The organism is Undibacterium sp. JH2W (genome assembly GCF_049340425.1).
GTDB lineage: Bacteria > Pseudomonadota > Gammaproteobacteria > Burkholderiales > Burkholderiaceae_D > Undibacterium.
In genome coordinates this window covers 249,924-274,111 of the sequence record NZ_JBMPOT010000006.1, presented here as the reverse complement: position 1 = coordinate 274,111, position 24,188 = coordinate 249,924, and the positions used below count along the sequence as shown (strand labels likewise).

General features: G+C 52.2%; 30 protein-coding genes. 12 read left to right on the top strand and 18 right to left on the bottom strand.

Annotated features, from left to right (window positions below; translation table 11 throughout):
- The 5 genes from ACO0LC_RS10930 to ACO0LC_RS10910 form a co-directional block, all read right to left on the bottom strand.
- Positions 1-210: a YgaP family membrane protein gene (locus ACO0LC_RS10930; protein ID WP_423002864.1), complete on the bottom strand. Its 210-nt coding sequence runs from the start codon at positions 208-210 to the stop codon at positions 1-3.
- Between the two features lie 98 nt (positions 211-308).
- Positions 309-650 (bottom strand): low molecular weight protein tyrosine phosphatase family protein, encoded by a 342-nt coding sequence (locus ACO0LC_RS10925; protein ID WP_423002862.1) that lies wholly within the window; start codon positions 648-650, stop codon positions 309-311.
- 60 nt (positions 651-710) lie between these two features.
- Entirely contained in the window at positions 711-1,466 is a 756-nt protein-coding gene (locus ACO0LC_RS10920; RefSeq protein ID WP_423002860.1) for a hypothetical protein, read from the bottom strand.
- Positions 1,467-1,595: 129 nt separating this feature from the next.
- Positions 1,596-2,396 (bottom strand): hypothetical protein, encoded by an 801-nt coding sequence (locus tag ACO0LC_RS10915; RefSeq protein ID WP_423002858.1) that lies wholly within the window; start codon positions 2,394-2,396, stop codon positions 1,596-1,598.
- Positions 2,397-2,532: 136 nt separating this feature from the next.
- Positions 2,533-3,681, bottom strand: coding sequence for a serine hydrolase domain-containing protein (locus ACO0LC_RS10910; protein WP_423002856.1), 1,149 nt, complete (start codon positions 3,679-3,681; stop codon positions 2,533-2,535).
- Between the two features lie 174 nt (positions 3,682-3,855).
- On the opposite strand from ACO0LC_RS10910, the gene ACO0LC_RS10905 reads away from it, so the two are divergent.
- Positions 3,856-4,017 (top strand): hypothetical protein, encoded by a 162-nt coding sequence (locus ACO0LC_RS10905; protein WP_423002854.1) that lies wholly within the window; start codon positions 3,856-3,858, stop codon positions 4,015-4,017.
- 79 nt (positions 4,018-4,096) lie between these two features.
- Here ACO0LC_RS10905 and ACO0LC_RS10900 read toward each other — a convergent pair whose 3' ends face one another.
- Both ACO0LC_RS10900 and ACO0LC_RS10895 read right to left on the bottom strand, forming a co-directional pair.
- Positions 4,097-4,720, bottom strand: a complete 624-nt coding sequence (locus ACO0LC_RS10900; protein ID WP_423002852.1) for a hypothetical protein — start codon at positions 4,718-4,720, stop codon at positions 4,097-4,099.
- 510 nt (positions 4,721-5,230) lie between these two features.
- Positions 5,231-5,983 carry an SIMPL domain-containing protein gene (locus ACO0LC_RS10895; RefSeq protein WP_423002850.1) on the bottom strand — a complete coding sequence of 251 codons (753 nt, stop codon included), beginning with the start codon at positions 5,981-5,983 and terminating at the stop codon, positions 5,231-5,233.
- 142 nt (positions 5,984-6,125) lie between these two features.
- On the opposite strand from ACO0LC_RS10895, the gene ACO0LC_RS10890 reads away from it, so the two are divergent.
- The 7 genes from ACO0LC_RS10890 to ACO0LC_RS10860 all read left to right on the top strand — a co-directional run bounded on the left by ACO0LC_RS10890 (position 6,126) and on the right by ACO0LC_RS10860 (position 11,032).
- A complete protein-coding gene (locus tag ACO0LC_RS10890; RefSeq protein ID WP_423002848.1) occupies positions 6,126-7,319 on the top strand; it encodes an HPP family protein in 1,194 nt (397 codons plus the stop codon).
- A gap of 24 nt (positions 7,320-7,343) precedes the next feature.
- Positions 7,344-7,781: a DMP19 family protein gene (locus ACO0LC_RS10885; protein ID WP_423002846.1), complete on the top strand. Its 438-nt coding sequence runs from the start codon at positions 7,344-7,346 to the stop codon at positions 7,779-7,781.
- 63 nt (positions 7,782-7,844) lie between these two features.
- The gene (locus ACO0LC_RS10880) at positions 7,845-8,495 is read left to right on the top strand and encodes a hypothetical protein (RefSeq protein WP_423002844.1); all 651 of its coding nucleotides are present in this window, start codon (positions 7,845-7,847) and stop codon (positions 8,493-8,495) included.
- A gap of 328 nt (positions 8,496-8,823) precedes the next feature.
- A complete protein-coding gene (locus tag ACO0LC_RS10875) occupies positions 8,824-9,648 on the top strand; it encodes a hypothetical protein (RefSeq protein WP_423002842.1) in 825 nt (274 codons plus the stop codon).
- 116 nt (positions 9,649-9,764) lie between these two features.
- Complete coding sequence (locus tag ACO0LC_RS10870) at positions 9,765-10,136, top strand: hypothetical protein (protein WP_423002840.1); 372 nt, start codon at positions 9,765-9,767, stop codon at positions 10,134-10,136.
- A 9-nt stretch (positions 10,137-10,145) separates the two neighbouring features.
- Complete coding sequence (locus tag ACO0LC_RS10865; RefSeq protein ID WP_423002838.1) at positions 10,146-10,568, top strand: hypothetical protein; 423 nt, start codon at positions 10,146-10,148, stop codon at positions 10,566-10,568.
- 104 nt (positions 10,569-10,672) lie between these two features.
- Positions 10,673-11,032, top strand: a complete 360-nt coding sequence (locus ACO0LC_RS10860) for a DUF1801 domain-containing protein (protein WP_423002836.1) — start codon at positions 10,673-10,675, stop codon at positions 11,030-11,032.
- A 392-nt stretch (positions 11,033-11,424) separates the two neighbouring features.
- Here the strand turns inward: ACO0LC_RS10860 and ACO0LC_RS10855 are convergent, their stop codons facing one another.
- Both ACO0LC_RS10855 and ACO0LC_RS10850 read right to left on the bottom strand, forming a co-directional pair.
- The gene (locus ACO0LC_RS10855) at positions 11,425-13,383 is read right to left on the bottom strand and encodes a DUF4214 domain-containing protein (RefSeq protein WP_423002834.1); all 1,959 of its coding nucleotides are present in this window, start codon (positions 13,381-13,383) and stop codon (positions 11,425-11,427) included.
- A gap of 574 nt (positions 13,384-13,957) precedes the next feature.
- A complete protein-coding gene (locus ACO0LC_RS10850; protein ID WP_423002832.1) occupies positions 13,958-14,536 on the bottom strand; it encodes a GNAT family N-acetyltransferase in 579 nt (192 codons plus the stop codon).
- A gap of 175 nt (positions 14,537-14,711) precedes the next feature.
- Between ACO0LC_RS10850 and ACO0LC_RS10845 the strand changes: the two genes are divergently transcribed.
- Positions 14,712-15,110 carry a GFA family protein gene (locus ACO0LC_RS10845; protein ID WP_423002830.1) on the top strand — a complete coding sequence of 133 codons (399 nt, stop codon included), beginning with the start codon at positions 14,712-14,714 and terminating at the stop codon, positions 15,108-15,110.
- 16 nt (positions 15,111-15,126) lie between these two features.
- Here the strand turns inward: ACO0LC_RS10845 and ACO0LC_RS10840 are convergent, their stop codons facing one another.
- The 5 genes from ACO0LC_RS10840 to ACO0LC_RS10820 form a co-directional block, all read right to left on the bottom strand.
- Positions 15,127-15,519 carry a hypothetical protein gene (locus ACO0LC_RS10840; RefSeq protein WP_423002828.1) on the bottom strand — a complete coding sequence of 131 codons (393 nt, stop codon included), beginning with the start codon at positions 15,517-15,519 and terminating at the stop codon, positions 15,127-15,129.
- Positions 15,520-15,556: 37 nt separating this feature from the next.
- Complete coding sequence (locus tag ACO0LC_RS10835; RefSeq protein WP_423002826.1) at positions 15,557-16,138, bottom strand: hypothetical protein; 582 nt, start codon at positions 16,136-16,138, stop codon at positions 15,557-15,559.
- A gap of 5 nt (positions 16,139-16,143) precedes the next feature.
- Positions 16,144-16,791 (bottom strand): GNAT family N-acetyltransferase, encoded by a 648-nt coding sequence (locus ACO0LC_RS10830; RefSeq protein WP_423002824.1) that lies wholly within the window; start codon positions 16,789-16,791, stop codon positions 16,144-16,146.
- Positions 16,792-16,843: 52 nt separating this feature from the next.
- Positions 16,844-17,440 carry a hypothetical protein gene (locus tag ACO0LC_RS10825; protein WP_423002822.1) on the bottom strand — a complete coding sequence of 199 codons (597 nt, stop codon included), beginning with the start codon at positions 17,438-17,440 and terminating at the stop codon, positions 16,844-16,846.
- A 127-nt stretch (positions 17,441-17,567) separates the two neighbouring features.
- Entirely contained in the window at positions 17,568-18,995 is a 1,428-nt protein-coding gene (locus tag ACO0LC_RS10820; RefSeq protein WP_423002820.1) for a serine hydrolase, read from the bottom strand.
- 109 nt (positions 18,996-19,104) lie between these two features.
- Here ACO0LC_RS10820 and ACO0LC_RS10815 point away from each other — a divergent pair, with 109 nt between their 5' ends.
- Positions 19,105-19,395, top strand: coding sequence for a hypothetical protein (locus ACO0LC_RS10815; protein ID WP_423002818.1), 291 nt, complete (start codon positions 19,105-19,107; stop codon positions 19,393-19,395).
- 79 nt (positions 19,396-19,474) lie between these two features.
- Here the strand turns inward: ACO0LC_RS10815 and ACO0LC_RS10810 are convergent, their stop codons facing one another.
- On the bottom strand, positions 19,475-19,915 hold the full coding sequence (locus ACO0LC_RS10810) for a MarR family winged helix-turn-helix transcriptional regulator (protein WP_423002816.1): 441 nt from the start codon (positions 19,913-19,915) through the stop codon (positions 19,475-19,477).
- 126 nt (positions 19,916-20,041) lie between these two features.
- Between ACO0LC_RS10810 and ACO0LC_RS10805 the strand changes: the two genes are divergently transcribed.
- Positions 20,042-20,848 (top strand): alpha/beta fold hydrolase, encoded by an 807-nt coding sequence (locus ACO0LC_RS10805; protein ID WP_423002814.1) that lies wholly within the window; start codon positions 20,042-20,044, stop codon positions 20,846-20,848.
- 15 nt (positions 20,849-20,863) lie between these two features.
- Here ACO0LC_RS10805 and ACO0LC_RS10800 read toward each other — a convergent pair whose 3' ends face one another.
- From ACO0LC_RS10800 to ACO0LC_RS10790, 3 genes are read right to left on the bottom strand one after another with little or no spacing between them, the layout of a single operon-like run.
- On the bottom strand, positions 20,864-21,976 hold the full coding sequence (locus tag ACO0LC_RS10800; RefSeq protein WP_423002812.1) for a serine hydrolase domain-containing protein: 1,113 nt from the start codon (positions 21,974-21,976) through the stop codon (positions 20,864-20,866).
- Positions 21,966-22,322 (bottom strand): nuclear transport factor 2 family protein, encoded by a 357-nt coding sequence (locus tag ACO0LC_RS10795; RefSeq protein WP_423002810.1) that lies wholly within the window; start codon positions 22,320-22,322, stop codon positions 21,966-21,968. The genes ACO0LC_RS10800 and ACO0LC_RS10795 overlap by 11 nt, the downstream gene beginning before the upstream one ends.
- 48 nt (positions 22,323-22,370) lie before the next feature.
- Positions 22,371-22,673, bottom strand: coding sequence for a hypothetical protein (locus ACO0LC_RS10790; RefSeq protein WP_423002808.1), 303 nt, complete (start codon positions 22,671-22,673; stop codon positions 22,371-22,373).
- Between the two features lie 130 nt (positions 22,674-22,803).
- On the opposite strand from ACO0LC_RS10790, the gene ACO0LC_RS10785 reads away from it, so the two are divergent.
- A complete protein-coding gene (locus ACO0LC_RS10785) occupies positions 22,804-24,135 on the top strand; it encodes a hypothetical protein (protein WP_423002806.1) in 1,332 nt (443 codons plus the stop codon).
- The last annotated feature ends 53 nt before the right edge of the window (positions 24,136-24,188 follow it).

Sequence of the window (24,188 nt, the reverse complement as noted above, 5' to 3'; positions counted from 1 at the left end):
TCAGTTATCCAGGTATTTACGCCCCACCATGGCACAGGCAGGGCAGAATCCTACAAAGGCTGTCATGACCATGGTAGCGGCACTGGCGATGATAATCCAGTTCAGCACGCCCTGGAATTGACCACTATAAGCCAGCCAAGCCAGCGCCACACCGCTGATGATGCGCAGCGCGCGTTCCCAATGGGGCAAATTACGTTTGAAATGAAACATGGTGAACTCCTCTTTGTAATGAATGACACTGAGCAAGAGTGTTCATCCAATGAAAAGGATTCAGGTATTTTCAAAATAATTGAAAATAATGGGGGAAATCAGTTCAAACCCAGGATATCGCCTATAGCTTGTTGTAATTGTTCTACCAGTTCAGCATCCATGTACTTGTATTCGTCAGGGATATCGAGCACATGCACAGGCTTGTGGCCTATCAGGTTACGGTAGCTGGCCATCAGGCGTGACTTGTGTTTTTCTTCCATGACAAAGATCTGGTCTGCCCATTCTATATCGGCGGCAGAGACTGGGTGGCGGGCGTTCGGGCTGGTGCCGCCAGAGCGGGCGCGTACCATGGGGTGCTTGCGCCAGACTTGCTCGGCTGTGGGGCTGCGCCACTGGTTGCGGCTGCAGACGAAGAGGGCGTTGATGGGGGTGTCTGGCATGGAGCTAGGTTGCTGAGGCAAAAGCGCCATCATGCCAGAAATGGATGAGGCTGGCCCTGATTATCGCTTGGTCAGTAGCATCTTGTCATTGATGATTTCAACTATGCCTGTAGATTTGCAACTCTCGGGGCTTCCGCCCGCAGTCGCGCTGCTGGCCTGGCTGGCGTTCGTCTCTTCTTCAGGGGCTGACGGTTCGCAGGTATCTGCATCCAGCCAGAGTTGCAGGTGGCCATTTTTTGGCAGTCTGGTGACGGCCGCCAGATGGCTGACTTCATACAGGTATTTGAAACGCTTGATACCCTTGAGTTCAAATACCCCCGCCATGTTAACGGCCAGCATGATGCTGTAATCCGTATCATAGTAAGGCGCAATAGTTTTATCTTCAGGCTGATAGAGATAATGGCAATCGCTGACCAGCAGCTTTTCAAGCAGATCTTTTTTTGCGTACACAGTGATCTTGGGGGAATTGCAATGCTGGTCTTTTAGCACTGCCAGGCTTTGCTTGTGCTGGGCTGGTGTCAAATATTGCAGGAGCGCGGCATGGTCTTCTACTACCATCATATCAAATTTGTCTGCCTGGGGCGCAGCCAGCAAGCCGGGGTGGTCTTCATTGCCTGGTGCAAACTCCAAATCATCGATGGCACTGGTGACGGCAGTGCTACTTGCGCCGGGGGCCGCAGCCGCAGCTTGATTAGCAGCCTGATGAGCAGGCATGCTGGCAGGTGTGGGGGTAGCCTGCTGCCAGAACAGCCAGGCAAGCAGCACTGCCAAAAGAGCGATGGTAATGAGGATGAAACCTGAACGGGATTTATTCATGCTGAAATGGATGGCAAATGACCAGAGCCGCCAACATAGATGAAATACAGTAGTGTGGCTATGCTTTTTACCCGAGGTAACAAATGCTCAGGGACAGGCAACTAGGAGCAAAAATGCAGACCTATTTTTTTAGCGCTTGCAATTCACCATGAATGATTTCCACAATGGTGGTGGACCAGCAGCCTTCCAGTGAGCTGCGCTTTTTTGTGCCATGCTGGCCGATGCACTGACAGCATTGCCGGGTAGTGCGCCGACAGGCTCATCCTCATCATTGTCAGAGCCGTCGTTTTCACAAATCAATCCATCCAGCCAGAGTTGCAGGCCGCCGCTTTTATCCGACTTGGTAACGGCGCTGAGTTTGCTGGTTTCATACATGAACTTGTAGTGGATGATGTCCTTCAACTCAAGGACAGTAGTTTTATCCACGGCCAGCATGATGCCGTACTCTGCGTCGTAATTATCGGGATTGCCCTTGCTGTCAGAGAAGAGTGAATAATAGCAGTCACTGAGCAGCAATTTTTCAGCGACATCCTTTTTAAAATACACCGTCAGCCTGGGCGATTTGCAATACTGCGTCTTCAGCAAGGCCAGGGCCTGCTTGTGCTGGGCCGCGCTCAGGTATTGCGCGAGGGCGGCGTGGTCTTCCAGCATCGCCATGTCGAATTTTTCTGCCTCTGGCGCCAGCAAGATGCCAGGCACCTGGCTGACCCCCGGCAATTTGGCAACTTCAGGCAGGCTGCCGGCTACTGCCACCTCGCTGGCGACGCTGACATTGCTGGCGCTGGACTCACGGGCAGCACTGGCGGCCACTTCCTGATCTGCTGCTGGCTTACTTGCCAGCGGTATCGTTTGCCGCCACCACAGCCAGGCAAACAGTATTGCCAACAGGGCGAATGCGATAAACAACAAACCTAAGCGGGATCGTTTCATGACATGGGCAGGCAAAATGCAAATAGCCGCAAAAATATACGAACTGTTGCGGCCGGGCCAGCTATTTTACGCCAAGTAACAAATACCGCAGCCCAGGTGCTGCAGCCCTTGCTTTCATCAAGCAAGGGCTGTCGTCTTACTTTGCTTCTGTATCATAGAGGGCAGCAATGCCACTGGCCAGCACATGGGGTTGCGAACCCTGTAAATTGGTCAGCACCACTACCGTCAGATGCTTCTCGGGCAAACTCACGCGCCAGGTCGCAGCGCCACCGCCATAAGAGATGGCCGTTTGCTTGCCAAAGGGCATGAAGATAAAGCCCAGGCCATAGTCACCATCCTGGCCATTGCGCAGCTTATAGGGCGTGGTCATTTCTTTCAGTAATGCGGGTTTGACGATCTTGCCTTCTGCCAGGGCTTGCTCAAAATTGATCAAATCATGGATATTGCCATTCAAGAGCCCGGCAGGTGCCAGATAGTCGGGCATGAACTTGGCACCATAGTGATAAATCTTGTCTTGCATGACGACAGGACGGCCATCCTTGATATCGAGCTTGCTATGGTCTTTGCTGATATTGAGCGAAGTGTACAAATCGCTGCGGCCAGGGATGATGGACCAGGCATCACCAAAACGTGCACCCGTCAGCCCCATGGGTTTGAATAAACGGGTTTGCAAAAACTGCTCATACGGCATGCCACTGGTTTTTTCTATGATCATGCCCAGCAACATATAGCCAGTCTGGTTGTAGACGGCTTTTTCTCCTGCTGGCTGCAAGGGCATCTTGGCCAGTTCTGCCAGGAGTAACTCGCGGTCGCCATTGATGGTGATGACGTTCACATCATCAGTGAGCGCATCTGGCAAGCCCGAAGTATGGGAGAGGCAATGGCGTATTGTGATGCCTGCCCATGCAGCCGGTAATTGCGGCAGTATCGAAGTGATGGTGTCATCAAGTTTGATGCGGCCATCCTGCACCAGCAGCATGATGGCGCTGGCAGTAAACGTCTTGGTCATCGAAGCCAGGACATAAGCAGTATCCGGCTTTACAGCGACATTGTGTTCTATGCTGGCCAGGCCATAGGTACTTTCCTTGATGATCTTGTTATCGCGCAGTACAGCGACCGACATGCCGGGGATATGGCGCTTTTGCATCTCGGCGCGCACAAAATCATCGGTGGCATCGGCATGGGCCAGCAAGGGTGTGGCAGCGATCGTCATGCAAGTCAGCATAAGTGCAGCCATGCCGCATTTTTTTGACAGATTTGTTCCTGAATTCTTTATAGTTTTCATTCTATTCTCCTGGTTTTCATGGACATAGATGCTGGCTTAACACCGCACCAGCCTCGCTTTTTTCCTTGTCTGTGACAAGTGCAGGCTTACTGTATTGCCAACTTTAAAAAGCTGCCATAGGGAAAATGATGAGTTGCAAAAACAGGGGAGTAAAATGCAAACCTGGGGGATAGATTGCATGGAGGTGCTGCCGGTTTGACCGTGCCTGGTGGTGAGCTTTTTGGTCTTGATCTTACTTACCAACTGGGACTTAGCGCCCAGCAAACCATACTGCACGCCCAGGCAACTGCCCTCACTATCGTCATTCCTGCGCAGGCAGGAATCCATCGTATTTGAGCCGTGATCTTTGATGCACCTTAATCGGCTTATTAAGAAGGTAGGGTGCGTTGCAACGCACCTGCTTGATTATCGCAGATCACAACTTGCATAAACCCACACATTCAGTCGCCGACATCACTTCTATGATTTTTCGCAAATTGCTGTCCATTGTACCGGATCTTGTTTTTTGTATAGTAGTGGCGAGATCCCAAATTTGCTGGCGTGCGGCAGGCTGGATGATACTGGCGAGCGGTGCAGCTGCGTCGGCCAGGGCTTCAACAATTTTTTCTTTAAAAGGTTTTTTTAAGTCCGGATTACTGAGGATTTGCAGATTGCCATAGTAGATAGAAAGCACACCATTTCTTGCTTGCTGCAAACCGCCACGCCGGATATCGGTGAATTCTTCTGGTTGTAAAGTAGCGATAAATTCTGTCAGGAGAGGTATTTCTTTTGCCAGGCAACGCACTAAGAAGGGTTGCAGAGGCTCCAATTCATTTTGAAAGGATACGACATTTTTGTACATTAATTTTCCTACTTGCTGAACGACCAATGCTTGATCATCCCCTTTTTTGACATAGGACTTCATATCGAACAATGCATACGACATGGTGACTGCATTAGTTTTCATGCACATATTGTGCAAGGTAGCCAGATCAGCAAGGCGGTAGGATGTTGAATTCAAAAAACGCTGGCTGTCAGAAAGAATGGCGATCAGCTCCATGACACCCTTGTCCTCCAGGCGTGGCATGTGGCCCAAGGCTGTTTTTTCTGCAGTAATTTTTTCAAATTCCTGGCTCGCAGCAAGATAGGCATTGATTTCATGTGCGCCAGTGCTTGTGCATGCAAAAATTAATAGGAGTAGCACCAGTCTTGTCCAGTTTTTCATGCCCGCGTCCACGCTCAGTTAATTTGTTAGCCTGACAGTTTACTATGTGCGGTAGGGGAGCGCAAATGATGTCTGGCGGTGCTGCGTTATGCATGCCAGCCTTGATCATTGATAAAGAGAAGCGCTATGGGCCATAATAGGTCGGCACTGGTAGAGTACGCCATGTGCATCATGCCTTGATATACCCGGGGCTTAGTTATTTGTAGGGTGCGTTACAACGCACCATTAATGATTCCATGTATTCAAAAAACGGTGCGCGTGGCGCACCCTACTCATTGAGCATGAATTTCCGTGCCCACTCGGTGTCTTTGTGGTGAGCTTTGGTCTTGACTTCATCATGCCTCATCAACGCTCTATCCCATACTCTATCGTCACCACCACCCGCGCCACTTTGTCTATCGTTGATTTATCATAGGTGCCGCCGTATTCATCCGAGCTGGTTTCTGTGCCTACTGGCAGGATGTAGAAAGCCCCTTGCGAAGCAGAGCGCATGCTGCCTACCTTGACTGCGCCATACTTGGCAAATTCAGCGGCGCGCTTGTTGGCGTTTTCGGTGGCTGCGCCGATCAATGACATTTTAATGTCTTCCAGTTTGGATACCAGAAACTGTGGCGCGCTGTAGAAGACGGGTTGGCCATCGGCTTCCAGTTGCAGGGCTGCACGGCTGACATTGGTGACCTTGGCCAGGTCCTTGGATGTCACCAGTATGCTTTGCGCTGCCTTGTAGCCACGTTGCACCTGGCGGCTACGGCCTTCTGGCAATTCTTCGGTGACCATATTGGGTTCTACTGCTTCTTCTGATTCTTTCAAAGCGGCTTTTTCAAAACCTTGCTTGCTTAAAAATTCATCCAGCACAGGGCGCGATTTGCGCAGCTTGGCCAGTGCCTCGGCAAAACTGGGTGCTACCACGGCCACGCCTATGCGCCATTCAGCATAATCAGCTTGCAGTGGTTTTTCTGCCAGGCCCTTGACAGAGATACTCTGCTTGCCCGACCCTATGTGTTTGGCCTGCGCGCCAAAAATAAAGGCAGCAGCCGACATACCCAGGGCCAGCAAAACACCGAGCACGACCAGGGCGCGTGATAAGTCTTTGTTCATTTCAATCTCCAGGTGTTATTGCCATGCAAAAATCGGCTTTGCGATCACTGTTAAAATAGGGCAAGGCAGTGACACATACTGCGATAAAGCTTTTATTTTCCCTATACACTTTGCATTTTGTTGCAAATTACTATAACAAGCCATGAAAAAAAAATGGTCTACGCTAGAAAGCCTGCTCGCCTGGTGCAAGACTTTCGCCCCTGCACAAATTGGTACTGACCATCGCGAACGCCTGCGTGCCTGTGCCGGCATGCTGGCAGGTTTGCTGCTGACAGGTCTGGTCACGCGGGTCATGCTGGGCTCATATGCCGCTATCCCCATGTTGCTGGCACCGATAGGGGCTTCTGCCGTTTTGTTGTTTGGCGTGCCCGCCAGCCCGCTGGCACAACCCTGGTCCATCGTAGGTGGCAATATGCTGTCAGCCCTGGTGGGTGTCTTGTGCGTGCACGTGCTGGGTTCGTCCATGGCCACTGCAGCACTGGCGACTGCACTGGCGGTGGCCGCCATGTTCTTGCTGCGCTGTCTGCATCCACCCGGTGGCGCGGTGGCCTTGACAGCCGTGCTGGGCGGGCCATTGATACTGGATCTGGGCTACCAGTTTGTGTTGCTGCCAGTGGGTATCAATTCTGTCTTGCTGGCCTTGTTTGCGCTGGTCTATAACAATGCCACTGGCCGTCGCTACCCGCATGCGGCCCAGCCTGACCATTCTGGCAAACATGGCACGGGCGATGCACGCCCCATAGACAGACTGGGTTTCCAATCGCGTGACCTGGATGAAGTACTGCAAAAATACAACCAGGTGCTGGACGTCAGCCGCGATGATCTGGAATCCCTGTTCCTGCAAACCGAGATGCATGCCTATCGCCGTCGCTTTGGTGAAATCACATGTGCCGACATCATGTCCAAAGATCTCGTCACTGTCGAATACGGCAGCACCCTGGAAGAAGCATGGACCTTGTTGCGCCAGCACAGGATCAAGGCCTTGCCCGTCATTGATAAAGCCCGTCGCGTCATCGGCATCGTCACCCTGGTTGACTTCATGAAGAATGCCAATCTGGATGTGTATGAAAAATTCGATGAAAAACTGCGCCAGTTGCTACGCCGCACCCGTCTCATGCATTCCAGCAAGCCAGAAGTCGTAGGCCAGATCATGAGCCACCCGGTACGCACCGCCCGCAGCGACATGCACATCGTCGAACTGGTGCCCTTGCTGTCTGACCAGGGTTTGCACCATATCCCCATCATCAATGAAGAACGCCGCCTGATAGGCATGGTCACGCAATCTGACCTGGTGGCGGCTTTGTATAGGGGCAAGCTGGCGGATACTGAATTGTGATCCATCCGGATAAGAGACAAGATAATGGGTATTACTAACACCGACACATGGAAAAAACTCGAAAGCCGCTGGGAGCAGGGTTTTGATCTATTGATGCCGGCAGAGCAGCAAGCCATTGCATTATGGTGGCTGGAAGCAGAAACCATGAATGGCACGCTGAATCAATTCTTTTGGAATAGTGCTGGTGATATGGCTCTGCTGGCATTGACTGCTTTGCAAGAACTGGATTTGCCTGTGACCACAAAGGCGCTGCAATCTGCGCTCAGATTTTTTGGGGACGATTATCCTGTGGACAGGGATGCGCGCATGCGCATGCTTGAAATCATAGAAACGGAACACGGAACGGATGCATTCATGCCTGCGAGCCGTATCATCCAGGATTTACCGGAAGATTTTGTGCTGGCTGCGGTGGACAGACTGGAAGATTTGTATGCACGTCGTTTAATATGTCCCCAGCAATAATTACCAAAAGCGACTTGCTACAATATGTCCGTGGATTTTTTAGAAAACCAAGCAAAACCTACGATGATCTCTACTCGCCAATTGTCCCAACTCCCCCTGCCTTCAAGTTTGCGTAGCATCTTGCAGGCCCTGGCCATGCTGGATGCCATTCTGGAAGAGGAGTGGGATTATCGCTATTATTCCTATAATGCCCATTGGTCAGAGACCGAGCAAATGGCTTCCATGCGTACGGGTTCTGGTGATGACTTCTTTGCCGTGTTCGATAGCTCTGGTTGCTTCTTACGTGGTTTTGGTCATGAAGCTGCGATGGCTCCTGCTAACAATGCCAGTTCTCAAGTATGGCCAGGAGTGCTTGATACTGTGCCGTCGGTATTTTGCAGTTCGCTGAATGAAGCGGCTTTTCACATGCAGGACACCACGTTTTGCATCTGGTGCCAGGTTGACGATGCTGCATGGTCATGCGGGATGGTAGAGTTTCCAGAAGGTGAAGATGACCCTGATGGCTCACAGTGGATGCTGACGCCTTTAGATGGAAAACCAGAGACTTACCAGGCTTTCGCGCAAGAGTATTATGAGCTTGATGTTGACCTGTCAGCCATTGCCAGGATTTTTGCGCACGAGCCATTGACAGCTGAGTTAGTCGCAGCTTTTTCAACTTCGCGTACTCTGGAAGAAGTCTTGATCGATGCAGAGGAAATTGGATATCACTGCTGAGTTTGAATCGCCTGTAAAAGATCAGTATGGCCGGATAGTGATGCTAGAAGTGACTGCTGGTTGAATCTGATTCGTGGATAATATGACAAACCACAAGAGCTCTTGTCATGTAAAAACATTAAAATCCACGGTAATTAAATTTGGCATTGATTAGTGCTGATAGCCAGGGCCGAATACCTCAAGTATCATCGCCCTCATCGGTGATCTGCTCCCTTGCCGGGCAGGTATTTTTTCAAAAAATGTCCGCGACTGTCGTTCTTTGTTCTGGAGCCTGAGACATAGCCCCGGACATGGTAACCTGTATTCTCCGTTGCGACGGGAGGAAGATATGTTTGCTTACCTGGTCATTGCTTTCAACAAGCTTGCTGAACGGTGTATCCGCGCCCGGCTTTACTTCGCTGTTTTTGTCCTGCCACTGTGTGCATGCGCTACCCAGAATTTCGATCTGGAAGTTTACCAGGGCTTGCGTGTCGGCATGAGCCGGGGTGAAGCCAATAAGGTGCTTGACAGGCTGGAAGCAGCAGGCCCGCCATTTGTGCGAAGAGTGAACGATACTGTCGGTTCCAGGTGTGTCGAATACCCAAGTCTCTGCCAGGACGGCCCTGACTCCCACCTCTTCGATTTTTACCGGGCTCAACAATTCCCTTACGATGTATTGAAGCAGGTCAGCAATGGCACCCCTTTTTTTCAAGTGGATTATCGTAGTGGTGCCGGTATGCGTTGCATCTATTTATTCTTTGATCCCAATACTCAGTTGCTGCGTGGCTGGGTAGCAGAGACCAACTTGCGGAGCCTTGCTTATTGGCAAGAGCGCCTGGGGTCGAAGTTGAAGCGTGAATATGGGAGAGTCAGCCATGGTCATACGAAAAAAGCGGAAGTATATGCGCTGATAGGGCCGCCAAAGACGATCATCGCTGCTCCCACAAAAATGAGCCGTGAATTGCTCGACGATCATTATTGGGATTCTAGGACCGTAGACCCGCCCACGGGGAAATGGAGTAATCGCTGGGAAGTCTATGAATATCTGCTCGAAGATGGTGCCGTCCGACATGTCTATATGATTTATGCAGGAGACAATAACAGTCTGACTGCCTATGGTTATGACCATGCCCACCTGGAAGTTGAGCGTTTTAAGCGTGTCCGTGGCTTTTGAATGCGGCTGCACCTGATGGCAACTGCTACTATCTCAAGATGTCATATCCACTGTCTATGAATGTCTGTGAATGTCTGTGAGTGTCTATTAATGCCTATTAATGAGAAAATTTTTATATGGCTAAATATCAATACTATCTGACGCGCATCGCTGCATTGGTTTTACTCGCAAGTGGTAGCCATGCCTGGGCATCTGGCGGCACCGGTGAATACACCCTGGACTGGCCCGTGCGCGGCGAGTTGCTGGCCTATCATTCCAGCGGTTGTGCAGATGCCTGCTGGGTGGCTGAGGTAAGGATAAGAGCCACAGGCAAGCTTAAGGCTCGCTTGCGCTGTGATGTGGATAAATTATATTTTTCACAGACAGGCAAGAGCAAGGAGCGCTTGTTGCCGGAAGCCTGCGCTTCCTATAGCGATAGTAATGACAAAGCCAGCCTCATCAGCAACAAGCTGAGGTTGCTGCTGCAACCTGGGCAAGTGAAGAAATAAAGATATAAGATGAACTACAGGATCAACGCATTGCTGACATTGACTGCGGCACTTTCCATTGCGTATGAATGCCAGGCTGCGAATGAGATCGCACTCAAGGGCCGTTATGAATTTCGTACCGATACCCAAAGCCAGGACTCGCTGGGTGGCCTGGTTTGCTTTTATCCAGGCTCGGATTCGGCCAAAATCTTGCCACGCTCGCCAACTGATAAACGCCTGGCCTGGTTTTGTTTCAAGAACAAAGATGAATCCAAAAAGCTGTTGAATATCCCCGAACAGATCAAGGGAAAAAATTGTGGCATCTCAGGACAGGCTGCATTAAAAGTTGCTAATTATGTCAGCTATAATGGCGAGGGTGATGGTGTTGATACGGTGGTCCTGGTGGCAGTAACAGAAAAATCCGCTCCCAGAAAACTGGCTTGCAAAGAGTAGAACTCATTTCATAAACAGGCTGAGTTGTAGAGCTTTGTCTGGTGCATCATCGCAAAATCCTGAAGCAGAAACATCAACCTGCCTATGATGAAGGAGCATGATCCATGAGTGCCGACCGAATCGACAAACTATTGCAAGACATACGCCTGCTTAATGAAGACCATTATGCCCTGGTACAGGCATTGCGAGAACAGATACTCAAGCTAGACCAGGGTGTGACAGAGGAAGTCAAATATGGCGGCTTGCTGTTCTCTGCCATCAGGCCTTTCTGTGGCGTATTTTCTTATACCAAGCATGTGACGCTGGAGTTTGGGCGCGGTGCATCCCTGCCAGACAAGTACAAGACGCTGGAAGGCGAGGGCAAGTACCGCCGTCATATCAGGCTGACTACGCCACAAGAGATAAAAGACAAGCATGTGCATGCTTATCTGCAGCTGGCACTGAAGGAAGCAGCGCAGGAATGAGTAGAAAATTATCTTCATCCTCCCCAGGCTGAATGACATAAGCTGCTGTGGTTTGCAGATCGTATCTCCGCTACCAAATGAGCCGGGCGCTGATGCTAAGTGCAGGTGAAAGGCGTATTACGGCGGTAGGGTGCGTTATTATTAGACCACTACACGCACTGCATTTTTTCCAAAAATATCAAAGACACTGTTTTGTTGATGCGTGCAAATTGCTGCTGCATGACATTTCTTGGACTGGCAAAGAGCCACGTGGTGCGTTACAACGCCCCCTGCCGACTTATGCAAACCCTGGTTTTTTGTAGGAGCGGCTTTAGCCGCGCATGGTTTACCGTGCCCACCAATTCGCGGCTAAAGCCGCTCCTACAGAATGCTCAAGGAAAACAGCTTATTGATCAAGAGACCAGGTCTTGCTGGATTCCGACGATCTGCACGGGTTCTGCAGGAGGCGGGTGTGTGGCGACATCATAGCCCGTCAAGGATGAATAATTGGTGATCACCGTCAGATTGCCCGCACTGTCAACTTCATGACCGGCGTAGTCGAACAGCTTGACCACTGCTACGCCGCCTTTGGGGACATTGTATTGCAGGTGCTGGGGGTCATAAGCTTCCAGAGGGGCTGATATGATATTGAAAGTCAGCTTGGTATCCGTGATCGAGATATTATGGTTTGAGGCGATACGCTGATTGCCTATCCAAAGCTCGGCATAACCAGAAGTCGCTTGCCCGGCGACGATGCTCACCTCTGCGCTGATTGCTACATTGCTGCCATTCAAGACGACAGTACCAGGGCTACTATTGCTGACCTTGCCACCCAGTGGTGTAATGATTAAACCGGTAGGCGCAGTTAACCCCCCTTGTATGGCTTCGCCATCAAGGTATCTGGTCTCCAATACTGACCAACCCACAGAATATGCCGAGGACCCTGCCGCAGTATGCAGTTCAATAGATGCCGTTGCACCTTTCCCCAGCAACGCTTTCAAGGCATAGGCGCTATCTGTATTGATTTCAAACCTGAGCTTGGTATCGCCTGCGAGAATTTCCCTGTCAAACACTGAAAATCCATTCATGCTCAGGCTGGCATAACCACCTGTCGCTTCACCGGCCACGATATCTGCAGTGACGATGAGTTTGGAATTGCTCGCATTGATGGTGTTGAGCACGCCCTTGCCATCTACCGGGATAAAGCTGGTATTTTTGGGATTCGTTAATTTGGTATCGCTGCCTGTCAGAAAGGCATTGGGCAAATTCAAGATATTGAAGGTGGTGACATTGCCAGCGCTGTCATATTCACGCACATTGTAGCCACCGTAGTACATGCTCTTGTTCTGCGCCTCATTGAGATCAAAAGCGACCTTGGTATCCGTCGCAGAGATGATATCGACTCTTGCCAGAGTATTTGTCTCGGTAGACCCTAGGGTGATATGGCCGCCAGTCAATTCACCCTGGGGAATGTTTAGCTCCAGGTGTGTCGTGCTATTGGCGTAGTTATATCGTGTCGTATAAGAAGTTCCCGCTGCTGGGGCTATGGTATCGAGTTGTATCCGGGTTTCCGCACCCAGATCGCCGGTGTTCCCGAAAATATCACTGACTTTGACACCTATGCTTTTTCCGCCATCTACACCCCAGAAAGTTGCACCAGGTACGGCAATGCTGGCTTTTTGCGCCAGTATCTCAGCCATGGTGATCGTGTGGACGACGCGTGAAGTGAATGGCTCGCCGTTAATCATCAATTCAAGCTTATAGCCGACTGAAACAGCCAGATCCTTCAAATCCAGGTCTATCTTTAAACCATTGGCAGCTTCAGTCCCATTCACCGTATTGTGCCCGGAAGGGAAATTCAGATTGGCGTGAGAAGTCAGTGTGGGAACGGGGGCGCCCGCCAGCACTTTGGACATGACCAATTTGACAGCCTCTAGTCCCAATGAGCTGGTATAGTTCGCAGCCTTTGCAGGGGTATCCAGGCTGGCGGTGAAGCGCTCGGCAAAATTAAGCTTATTGGCAATCGCAATACCATCATCACTGAGAGGTGATGCACCGTTCAAGATCGCCAATGCCGCTTGGCCCAGGTTGATGGCAGCGCTGTCAATTTGCCCGGTCCAATAGCTCAGGCCGCCGCTATCTGGCGCACGGCCAAATAAGTTTTGGTATAAGGCAGTGACTACGGTTACCGTATTTTTACCGCCATAAGTATTCTGGTATTCAACTTGCTCACTGAAAGATTGTGCCAGGCCTGCCAAAGAAATTTTATTTGCATCAAGCTGCCCTTCCCAATATTGCAAGCCAGCGACATCGGCAGGACGGTTAAAGTAGGCAATATAGATTTTTTGTATAACACTGGCATTGGCACCCATTGATGCAAACCTTTCGGTGATGTTGATAATGTATGGCTGGCCCATAGCCCCGGAATACCAAGCAGGAATATTGCATGAAAAATCCAGCTAGCCTGGGTAGTCTGAGGAAGAATCCGCGTATTTTCTCATGATCACCGCTTGCTGGCACAGTTTTCATGACTAATTCGTTTTCATGATCTGGGTGCATGGCGTTAATTGGCGGGGGCTTGAAATCAAGACCAAAAAAGTTCACCGCAGAGAGACAGAGCGGGCACGCAGACTGGTGCCCAGTCAGGAAGTAGGGTGCGTTATTATTAAACCACTACATGCACCGCATTTCTCCAAAAATATCAAAGACATCGCTTTATTGATACATGACATTTCTTAGACTGGCAGAGAGTTATGTGGTGCGTTACAACGCACCCTACCAGGCTATGGTTTGCAGATCGTATTCCCGCTACCAAATGAGCTGGGCGCAGCCGCTGGCTTTCTGGCGGAGTAAGTGCAGGTGAAAGGCATATGACGGCGCACCCTACTTAATTGTTGGCAGGCGCTTTGTCTCTGTGGTGAGATTTTGGGTCGTGATTTCACCGCTTCATGTGGGACTGTGCAAAGCTGGCACCCGCCCCAGCCAATCACTGCGCAATAAACCATACAGTGCCGAATCCGATACCTCGCCTTCGATGATCCAGCGTTCGCGCAAATAGCCTTCGCGGAGAAAGCCCAGCCTCTCCAGTGTCTTGGCTGAGCCCAGGTTGTCTGGATGTATGTCGGCTTCGATACGATTCAGATTCATTTCCGTGAAACCATAATTCAACAAGGCGACCAGGGCTTCATGCATATAAGCCTGACCCCAGAAGCTGGAGTCCATGTCGTAACCGATTTCTGCGCGGCGGCAGCTTTCATCCAGATGGAACAGGATGCAGCTGCCAAGAAAGACATTGTCAGTCTTGCGTATCATGCCCAGGCGCAGCATATCACCCTTGAGCACGGCAGCCTGGTCGCGTTCTACCATGGCGATGGCCTGGGCGATGTCGGTCCACGGGGCCGTGGTCATGTAGCGCATGACTTCCGGTTTGGAGCGCATGTGCAAGATGGCTGGGGCATCGTCCAGGCATAAGGGCCGCATGTATATACGTGGAGTATCTAATTTGAGCTGGTCGAAAGAGGGCATGATGAAGTAGGGGCCAGGAATAGTCTGATCTATTATTATAAATATGCACACCCTGGTAGATACGGGCAGGCATGGCAAAAAGTCTGTGTACAATAATAGATGAAAAAAGCCGTTGCTGCCATGCGTCTTATGGGCACAGTTTTTGTATGCACGTTGAGAACATGACAGGAGCGCCATGAAAACCTACCACGGCAGTTGCCATTGCCAGGCCATACGCTTTGCCGCAGAGATCGATCTGGCTGCTGGCACCATGCGTTGTAACTGCAGTTTTTGCCGCAAGATCCGGTGCTGGGCGACGGTGGTCAGACCTGAGTCTTTTCACTTGCTGGCGGGGGAGGGGGATTTGGCAGAGTACCAGTTCGGCGCAAAAAATGAACGCCACTTCTTTTGCAGGCATTGTGGCGTGCGGCCTTTTGGTATCGCGCAGTCACCCAGGCGCGGGCTATTCTATGGTGTCAGCCTCAGTTGTCTCGACGATGCAACGATTGCAGAACTGGCGAACGCGCCCGTCACCTATGTCGATGGCCTCAATGATAATTGGGATACGCCGCCGGATGAAGTAAGTTATTTATAAGATGATCCAGTGCCTGTCACATATGCGTGATCGGCGCATACATGGCCCAGATTACAATGATAATTGCCAGCAGTTGTAGCGCCGCCAGCGCGGCAAACGCCTGGCTGGCGCGCGCTTTTGCCTGTGGCTTGGAGCGCTCCCTCAGCCAGTTGAGCCAGATCGCCAGGCAGGGGAGGCCAGCACGCCATAAGTAGCGGCCATAGTCATCAACAAACTTGGTGATGATGAAGTCTTGTTCCAGGTTGAAAGACTGATGTAGCTCATAAAAAAACGGGATGAAAAAAAAGCCCATGAGCCCCAGTAGTAAAGAAAAAACGCTGGCACAGATTGCGCTCGGCCAGAAAAAATTTTTACCAGTGTTTTTACCAGTGTTTTTACCAGTGCTTTTGCCAGGGTTAACTGCTTGCATGTTGTGGTTTATGTGTAATTGAGTATGAATAAAAAGCTTATGCAGCCTGCAAGCGTGCCCTGGCCAGTGTCGCTACATCGGCCAACTGTGCGTCATAGCGCACATGCTGCTTCAGATAAGCCATCAAGCGCCCCAGGTCTTTGGGGTTGCTGGCCTTGGTCGCTTGCACACCCGCTTCCAGCAGGGCCAGCATGGCGGCCTGGTCCAGTGGCAAATGCAGTGGCAGGTTCAGGCGCAGGGCCAGCGGCTGTGCCTGCTCTTCCAGCAGGATGCAGGCTTCCACTTCCAGCGGTATTTGCAAGCCATGTACGGCTTTGAAGTGCAAGGCCGTGACATCCACTGCATGATGCCTGCCTTGCAGGTAAACCGAGCCATCGATGTAGGCATTAGCCGGGTTGATGGCGAAGCGAAAGCTGCGACCGGCCAGCGAACGCGGGTCAGGGGCCAGGCCGGGGATATGGTCCAGGCGTATGCTGATGTCACTTTTGTCGCCTTCATCATCCTGCTCCAGGCTATGCAGGCGGATGTGGATGGCGGGTAAATCTTCTGGCCCGCGGCGGCTGAAATACAGCGCGTCTATGGGCCGCAAGTCATGGGCACTTAATTGTTCCAATTTCATGAAGACTACACCAACACCGCTGCTGTCATATCTGAAGCCAATAACCAGCCCAGGGTAGTGTAGAGGGCGCGGCCTTCTGCCGTCGCGACCAGCACGCCCTGTTCGGCATGCTTGCCAACAGCATGGTTGGACAGGCTTTGCATGATGGCATTTGCCAGGCCACGACGTCGGTGGGCGGGTTCGGTGACGATCTGGTCAAACACAGCATGCTCGCCATGGATGGCCATGCGGCCAGTGGCAGCATGCTGGCCATCCCGGTTGCAGGCGCGGGCGGTGACGGCATTGCCATCAACTGTCAGGCCTATGCTATAGGCTTCGGGCATGCTCACTATGGTATGGCTGAGTTGTTTGCTCATCAGGTATTCTGGTGCCTTGACTTGCCAGCGTACTGGCAGCAGGCCTGCAACACTGCTATGGGGTGCGCAAATTTTTAACCAGGTGTCGGGGGTGTCGATTTCTTGTGCCAGCCTTTGTACGGCAGTCAGCACATGGCCTTGCAGGACATAGCGTTCCAGATGGCCGGGCAAGCCTACCTGGATGCGGTAACCAAAATCGGCCAGCGGGATGGGGGCATCAGTGCCGCGCGAAATAGTCCAGCCATGTGCCCAGGCGCTGAGTAGCTGGTTTTGTTCCTGTATGCTGAATTGGCTCATCAAAATCCTTGAATAAAAGATGGTGCCTGACATTGGGTTTGCTGACTGTAGACTAGGGCCGCCAAACATCAAGCTGGCCTGCGGCATTGACTGCGCGTAGCAGCATTTGCGAGCGCCAGTCCACCAGGATCAGGTCATGATTTGTGTACAAGTAGCTAAAGGTGGCGATCAGCCTGGCATTGTCAGCGTCCGGCCCCATGCTGACTCCCAGCACTGGTATGCCATCGGCATTTGTATAACCATACAGGCTGACATTGCCACCCAGGGCGATACTGAAACCATCCTGCACCTGGCCACTCAAGCTAGTGGCGTAATACAGCAGCGGGGCCGGGCCGGGTTTGCCACCCAATGCCGCGGCCAGTTCCGATACCGGCAAGCGCAGTACCGTGGTCCTGGCAAGCTGGCGCAGATAAGCCTTGCGCCAGCCGCCTTCGGTGCGATGTCCGGCTTCAAACAAGTGGTATTCACTGAGCGTGGCTTGCACTTCTTCGGCCCGCTCAGCGGCAAAGAATTCCATTTGCTCCCACTCATCTTCATGCAACAGGAAATCTGCTGCCTTCGGCTGCTCAGTCACAGGCAAGAGCGGTGCCAACTCATTTGCCAGGGTGGGGATGCTGAACAAGATTTCTTGTGGATTGACTGTCACCATGTGAATTTTTGCAGCCGCCAGACTGCAAGTGGTATGTTGGTGTGAAAATAACAATTTTACACGCAATAACAAGTGCAGCCAGCGATTTACAGGCTTTTGTTACATTCAGAAGCAAAAAAACCTATCATTATTTGGAGGTGTTCAGGGCCTCTACCCGCAACAGCACAGCGTCTTGCTCATCATCGAGGGCATCCATTTCCACCCAGTGCGCACTGATGGCCTTGCCTTCACGCAGGACAAAGCGCAGACGAAAATCTGGATTGTCATCGTAGAAAAATTCAGTGGCAGACAGCGCACTGATGGGCATGGCAGGCGAGTTTGCAGAAAATGCGGCATATAATTTGCCCTTTTCCAGTGTGATTTTGCCATTTTCGCCGCCATTTTGATACAGACCGACAAAGCCAGACAGTTTGCCTGTATCAAGTGCGATAGCGCGCGGACTTTGATAAGCCTGGCCAGCGCTCATCAGTGCCAGCCGCTTGACGATGCCTTGCAAGCCTGTACGTGCCACGCCCTCGCCATTATGCAAGAGCGCGACAAATAGTTTTGCTGAGGGCAGGTACACGGTTTCACTATGAAAGCCGGGGATGTCACCATTGCTTTGTATATACGCCGCCTGATGCAGCGTGTGTGGGCGCAGGCCGTAGCCATAATGCACCTGCTTGCCATCGTTAAGCTTGTACGCTGTGTTCATCAATGCCAGGCTGGCCGGACTGAGCACCTTGCCGCCTTGCAGGGCCAGTGTCCAGGTGGCGAGATCGCTGGTGCTGGAATAATAGCTGCCACCACCGTAACCCAGATGCGGGCTCATGAAAGCGACCGTGCTGGGGCCAGCCGCATACGGCGTGGCCAGGCCAGGTATGACTGTATTACCTATCGCAAAAACGGTGTGCTTCAAACCCAAAGGCTGGATGAATTGTTCATCCACATAGGTCTCATAGGGTTTGCCAGCGACCTTGCCTATCACCATGGCCAGCAAGGTGTAATTGATGGTGGCATAGTGGAACTGGCTGCCAGGCGCAGCCCGTAAGGGAGCATCTTTGGCAATGGCAAATAATTGTGCCGGTGTCAGGTCTTCACGCAAGCGCCCCTGCATGGCAGGCAGGGTGAAAATATTGCTTATGCCAGAAGTATGGCTGGCCAGATGGCTCAGGGTAACCGCCGCCCAGGCTGGTGGCGTGTCGGGTAAATACTGGCTGACGGGTGCATGTAAATCAAGCTTGCCCTGTTCTGCCAGCTTGAGCAAAGCTGCGCCGGTAAATTGCTTGCTGACCGAGGCCACATGGAACACATGGTCCGCCTGCATGGCCACGCCCAATTCCAGGCTGGCCTTGCCGTAGGCTTTTTTAAACACAGGCTGGTCATCACGCAAAATCAAGACAGCGGCACCAGGCATGCCCGGCTTGAAGGTAGTTTGCAGATAGCTGTCCAGGTTTTTCTGGATTGCGCTATCAGCGCTGGTTTGCGCTGGCGCGGCGGCGGCTGGTGCAGCTAGCGTAGCCAGTGCAGTGCCAGTCAATAAGCTGGTGCACAACAGGAAAACAATTCTTGGCATGGAGTTTTTTTGGGGGGGATTTGAACCTGGCTGCAACAGTAAGAGTATCAAAGAGCATGCCAGGCAAGCTGCTCTACGCGCAGCATAGTAACAGTGATATGGGCCTTGTATGCAAACGTATTTTTCTTCGCAAATCGTCAGTCTTTATATCTTCGGACAAGCTGCGTTACAACGCACCGCTTTTCTCTTACTCATCTGTCTTGTCAGACTCGATAAGACGCGTCAGCAATTTCAGCAATTGTTTTTGTTCAGTCGCGTTGAGGGCTGCAAATTGCTTGTTCAAGTAATGTTCTATGCGGCGTCCTTCGCCAGCGCGGCGTTCTATCAAGCCCTGGGCGACCAGGCGATTGGCCAGTCAGTAGGGTGCGCCATGCGTACCGTTTTATTTAAACAGCGTTGATCATGAATGGTGCGTTATAACGCACCCTACAAAAAACCGTCAACTGCGGTAGGGTGCGTTACAACGCACCGCTTTTCTCTTACTCATCTGTCTTGTCAGACTCGATAAGACGCGTCAGCAATTTCAGCAATTGTTTTTGTTCAGTCGCATTGAGGGCTGCAAATTTATCGGCCAGCACTTGATTGGCAAGGTCATTGCCGTTGGCCAGTATGTGCTCGCCTTGCTTGTTCAAGTAATGTTCTATGCGCCGTCCTTCGCCAGCGCGGCGTTCTATCAGGCCCTGGGCCACCAGGCGATTGGCCAGTGTGCCAAAGGCCTGGTCGGTCTGGAAGGTGGCTACCGCCAGGTCGTGTGATGAGGCCCCCGGGGTGCGGGCAATGGCGCGCAGGGCATCCCATTGGGCGAGGGTAGTGCCGGCCGCTGCCAGGGCATTTTCCAGGGCGCGGTGCTGGCGGTATTGGGTTTGCTTGACGGCACGGCCCAATTGCTGGATAGGGGTTAGTTGCAGGTGATTTAGCATGAGGCCAGTTTAGCAGAAAATATAAATCAGCTGATATAAAGAAATTTATATCAACATATTTATATAAATATGTGTATATAATGTGCGCCAGATCAAACAGGTCTTCAATTTTCAGGAGCAGCCATCATGTCAGGTACCGCAGCAAACCCCAGCGCAGTAACCCGCACCGCAGACTTGCGCCCCAACTTGTCGATACGCTTTGAGCAGGCAGGCCAGGGGCGGCCCGTCCTGATCTTGCATGGCGGTGGCGGCACGCCCACCGTGGCTGGCATTGCCCGCCATCTGGCTGACAGTGCCTTCACCATCTTGCCCACGCACCCAGGCTGGCATGGCACGCCCAGGCCGGATGACTTGCACAGCGTGGCCGACCTGGCACGTGCTTACCTGCTCTTGCTGGACCATCTGGATGTAAGCGATGTGACCGTGATAGGCTCATCGATAGGCGGTTGGATAGCGACAGAAATGGCATTGCAGGATGAAGGGAAACGCATCAGCAGCCTGGTGCTGGTGAACGCTGTTGGTATCAAAGTCGAGGGCCAGGAAATTGCCGACCCCTTTGTGCTGGGCCCACGCGGCCTGGCTGAACATGCCTTCCACGAGCCAGACAAATTTTTTATTGACCCTGCCAGTCTGCCTGCAGAACAGCAAGCCATGCAGCGCGCCAACATGGCGACCATGCGTGTCATCGCCGGTGCGCCCTTCATGCATGACCCGCAATTACATGCGCGCCTCGGGCAAATCATGATTCCTGTGCTGGTGGTCTGGGGGACGAGTGACAGGGTAGTCACCACCGCCTATGGCCAAGCGTATGCGTCAGCATTTACCAGCAGCCGCTTTGCGCCCGTGCCCCTGGCTGGCCATCTGCCGCACCTGGAGCAGCCTGCCCATACTTTTGCCATCATCGATGGCTTCATGCAGGGCAAGCTTGCCTGAACCCTGGGCTTGCGATTAGCACCTGTCAAGAACCTGGCACATGATGCCTGGTTTCAAGCCCAGCATGGAAAATTGAAACAGGCTCAGTTCGCCGGGGATGACCCTGGCTGTCAGGGCCGGTACCAGTTTCAAACCCTGGTCGCTATTGGTCAGCAAGACCATGGCATCGCCCGTGGCGGGGGCGGCAATCACAAAGGAGCGATAACCATAGTTATTACCCCAGTGCCAGAGCAGGGGCGCTTGTCCGGCGGCAGATGTCTGCGCCAGCCCCCAGCCCAGTCCCCATTCCAGCTTATTGGCCGGGTCCGCCGTGACGGGCTGATCGAGGATTTGTTTTTGCAGGCCGGCATCCTTCAGCACGGCCTGTACAAAGCGTGCGTAGTCAGTGATGCTGGCATGCAGGCTGGCTGCGGCAACTGCATTGCGTGGCGGATGCAAGGACAATGGCTTGCCTCGCAGACTGCCGGCGACGAGTTGGGCTTGCCATGCTTTGCCCGGCTGGTAACTGCTGTGCTGCATGCCCAGCGGGGTAAAGACCGCTTGCTGCATCCAGGCATCCAGCTCCATGCCAGTGATGGCGCTAACTACGGTTTGTAGCAACATATAGCCTTCGCCAGAATATTGCCAGCGGCTGCCAGGCTCAGACTCAAATCTGAGCTTGCCGCTCTCCCAGTTGGGCAAGCCTGCCGTATGCTGCAAGACCATGCGTGCCGTGACTTTTTGCAGACGCGGGTCGCTGACCAGGTCATGCGCACTGCTCTTGTCACCAGGCCGTGACGCATGCTGATAGCCTTGCGGCAGATATTGCAGCAAGGGCGCATCAAGTGCCAGCTTGCCTTGCGCTACCAGGCCCAGCACCGCATAGGCAAATACCGGCTTGCCCAGAGAAGCAGCCTGGAAGATGCTGCTGGCATCCGGCATGGCAGTATCATCACAGCCCGTGACAAACTGCGGTTCTTGTATTTGTCCGGCTTTGATATACACCAGCGCGGCCGCGCAAACCTGGTGTTTACTGGCGAGTTGCTGGAAAGTGGCAGGCGGCTCTGCTGCGGTACTGGTCGCCGGTGTCGCCATACCTGACAGCAAACTGCTGGCCAGCAAGAGAGTAAGCAGGTAGTTATTCGCCATGTGCGTAGGAGGCAAGGACTTTGCCTTCGTCAGAAAAATGAAAGAATTCTGCACACAGCTTGTGATCCAGTCCGTGATAATGGATGACAGCTGTATTGACGCCCTTGAGCATGGCGATCAATTCAAAGTGCAGGTCAGGGCGCGCTGCCAGGCCACGGCCCCAGTACATGCGCGCTGCCTCCTTGCCTTTGAGTTTGCCGCCACTGGCCGGGCTGACCCGCGCCAATACCGGCGAAGAGAATTCAAAGTGCTCGTCATAATGCGCCAGGATGTGCTCCAGATCATGCGCATTCCAGGCAGCCAGCCACTCGCCGACAAACTTTTGGTAAAAAGCATCGTGCAACATACTGTCTCCTTGCAGGTGCCAGTCTTGGTCTGGCGTGATGTCGGTATTCTACGTCAAAGTCTGCCGTGGAGATGTGCGGTCTGTGATCTTATAAAGCACTATCAGCAGGCGGCAGATGGTTTTTACGCATGCGGCTTTAGTGTGATGCTCAAGGCGAGCTTGCCGGGTAGGATGACCATCCTTAAGCAGCACAGGAAATCCAGATTCACCAGACACACCAGATACACGAGATGCAGGGGTTTGCTTGAAAAACTGCTTGCCTGGTATTAATTCATCGCAGATACAAAAAAGCATTTGATGACTTTTAATAAATAATGTTAAATTATTAAAATTAGCAATATAGCTAGTCATTTGCTGATGAATTGTCGTCAGTCTCGCCCGCCCCTTCATCGCCCTGTGCACTGAGCAGCAATGGCTTGCCTGGCAGCACGGATGCATGCTTCCTTGTTTCTTTTTATGCCACATACATAGGAGAAAACCCATGCCTACACTCAGCCCGGTTTATCTGCACAGCATTGATGAGCCAGTACGCTATTACTATGACACCAACCTGGCTGGGGCCTCCGGCTGGTCTGAAGGGCAGATATTCTTTCAGGCTTACACTACCCAGGAACCCGGTACGGTGGCCATCTACCGCCATTTTGCCAAAGACCCTGATCGCTACTATTACGACACCAATCTGCACAACAATGCAGGCTGGAGCGAAGGTAGCATTGCTTTTTATGCCTATGAACAGCAACAAGGCAATACCGTGCCAATTTACCGCCACAATGCGCCGGACCCTGACCGCTATTACTACGACACCAATCCGCAGAACCATTCAGGCTGGGGCGACGGCACTATCGCCTTCTATGCTTATCCGCAAGGCTGGATGTCGGCCATTGATGATAATGCCCTGCTGGCCCATGTCAGCCTGCCCGGCACGCATGAGACCATGTCGCACTATGGTTATGGCAGCGATTGCCAGCAATGGACACTGGCCGAGCAATTGCAGCAAGGCTTGCGGGTGTTTGATATCCGCCTGCGTTATCTGGAAGGCGACGATGGCAAGGTCAATTTCGCTATCCACCATGGCAATGACTATCAATACGCCTTCCTGGACTCCCAATTTCCCTACACCGATGACGCCAAGTACTTTGTGCTCGATGATTGCCTGGCTTTTCTGAAGAATAACCCGACAGAATGCATAGTCCTGTTAATGAAACAGGAAAAAAGCGCGCAAGAGCGCGGCCTGTTCTACGACGCCTTCTGGGAAATCATCGACAAGCGTGATGGCTACAACGGCAAGACCCTGGACCAGTTATTCTATAAAGAGCATACACCACCAAAAATGCGAGATGCCAGGGGAAAGATCATCTTCGCCTTTGTCGATGGCGACGACGGGGCCGACTATCAATTGATTTCCCCTGAGCGTGGTCTGTACTGGGGCAATATCGATTACCAGGTGCAGTGGAACCGCGTACTGCCAGGCCAGCAACCCGGTCTGGATGTAGAAAACCACTGGAAAGACTTTAAAGACGCCAAATGGAGCAGGATAGAAAAGCATCTGTACAAGGCACTCGACACCGGCACCGCAGCCACCGTCTGGTATGTCATCTATACCTCCGCCAGCCGCGCACCTGAAGTGGGCTACTTCCCTGGCGACTACGCCAGCTATTTGCTACCACAGCTACAAGACTACCTGTACACCAATTCCATCAACAAACCACACGACAACTGGGGCATCTACTTCGGCACGGTACTGATGGATTTTCCCAGCAAGGAAGTCATCAGCCTGCTTATCAGAGCTGCCCTGAAGTATCAGTATGCTTAAGCTTATTGATGGAGTGCCAGGCTAGTAATTTGCAGGGTACGTTACAACGCAGC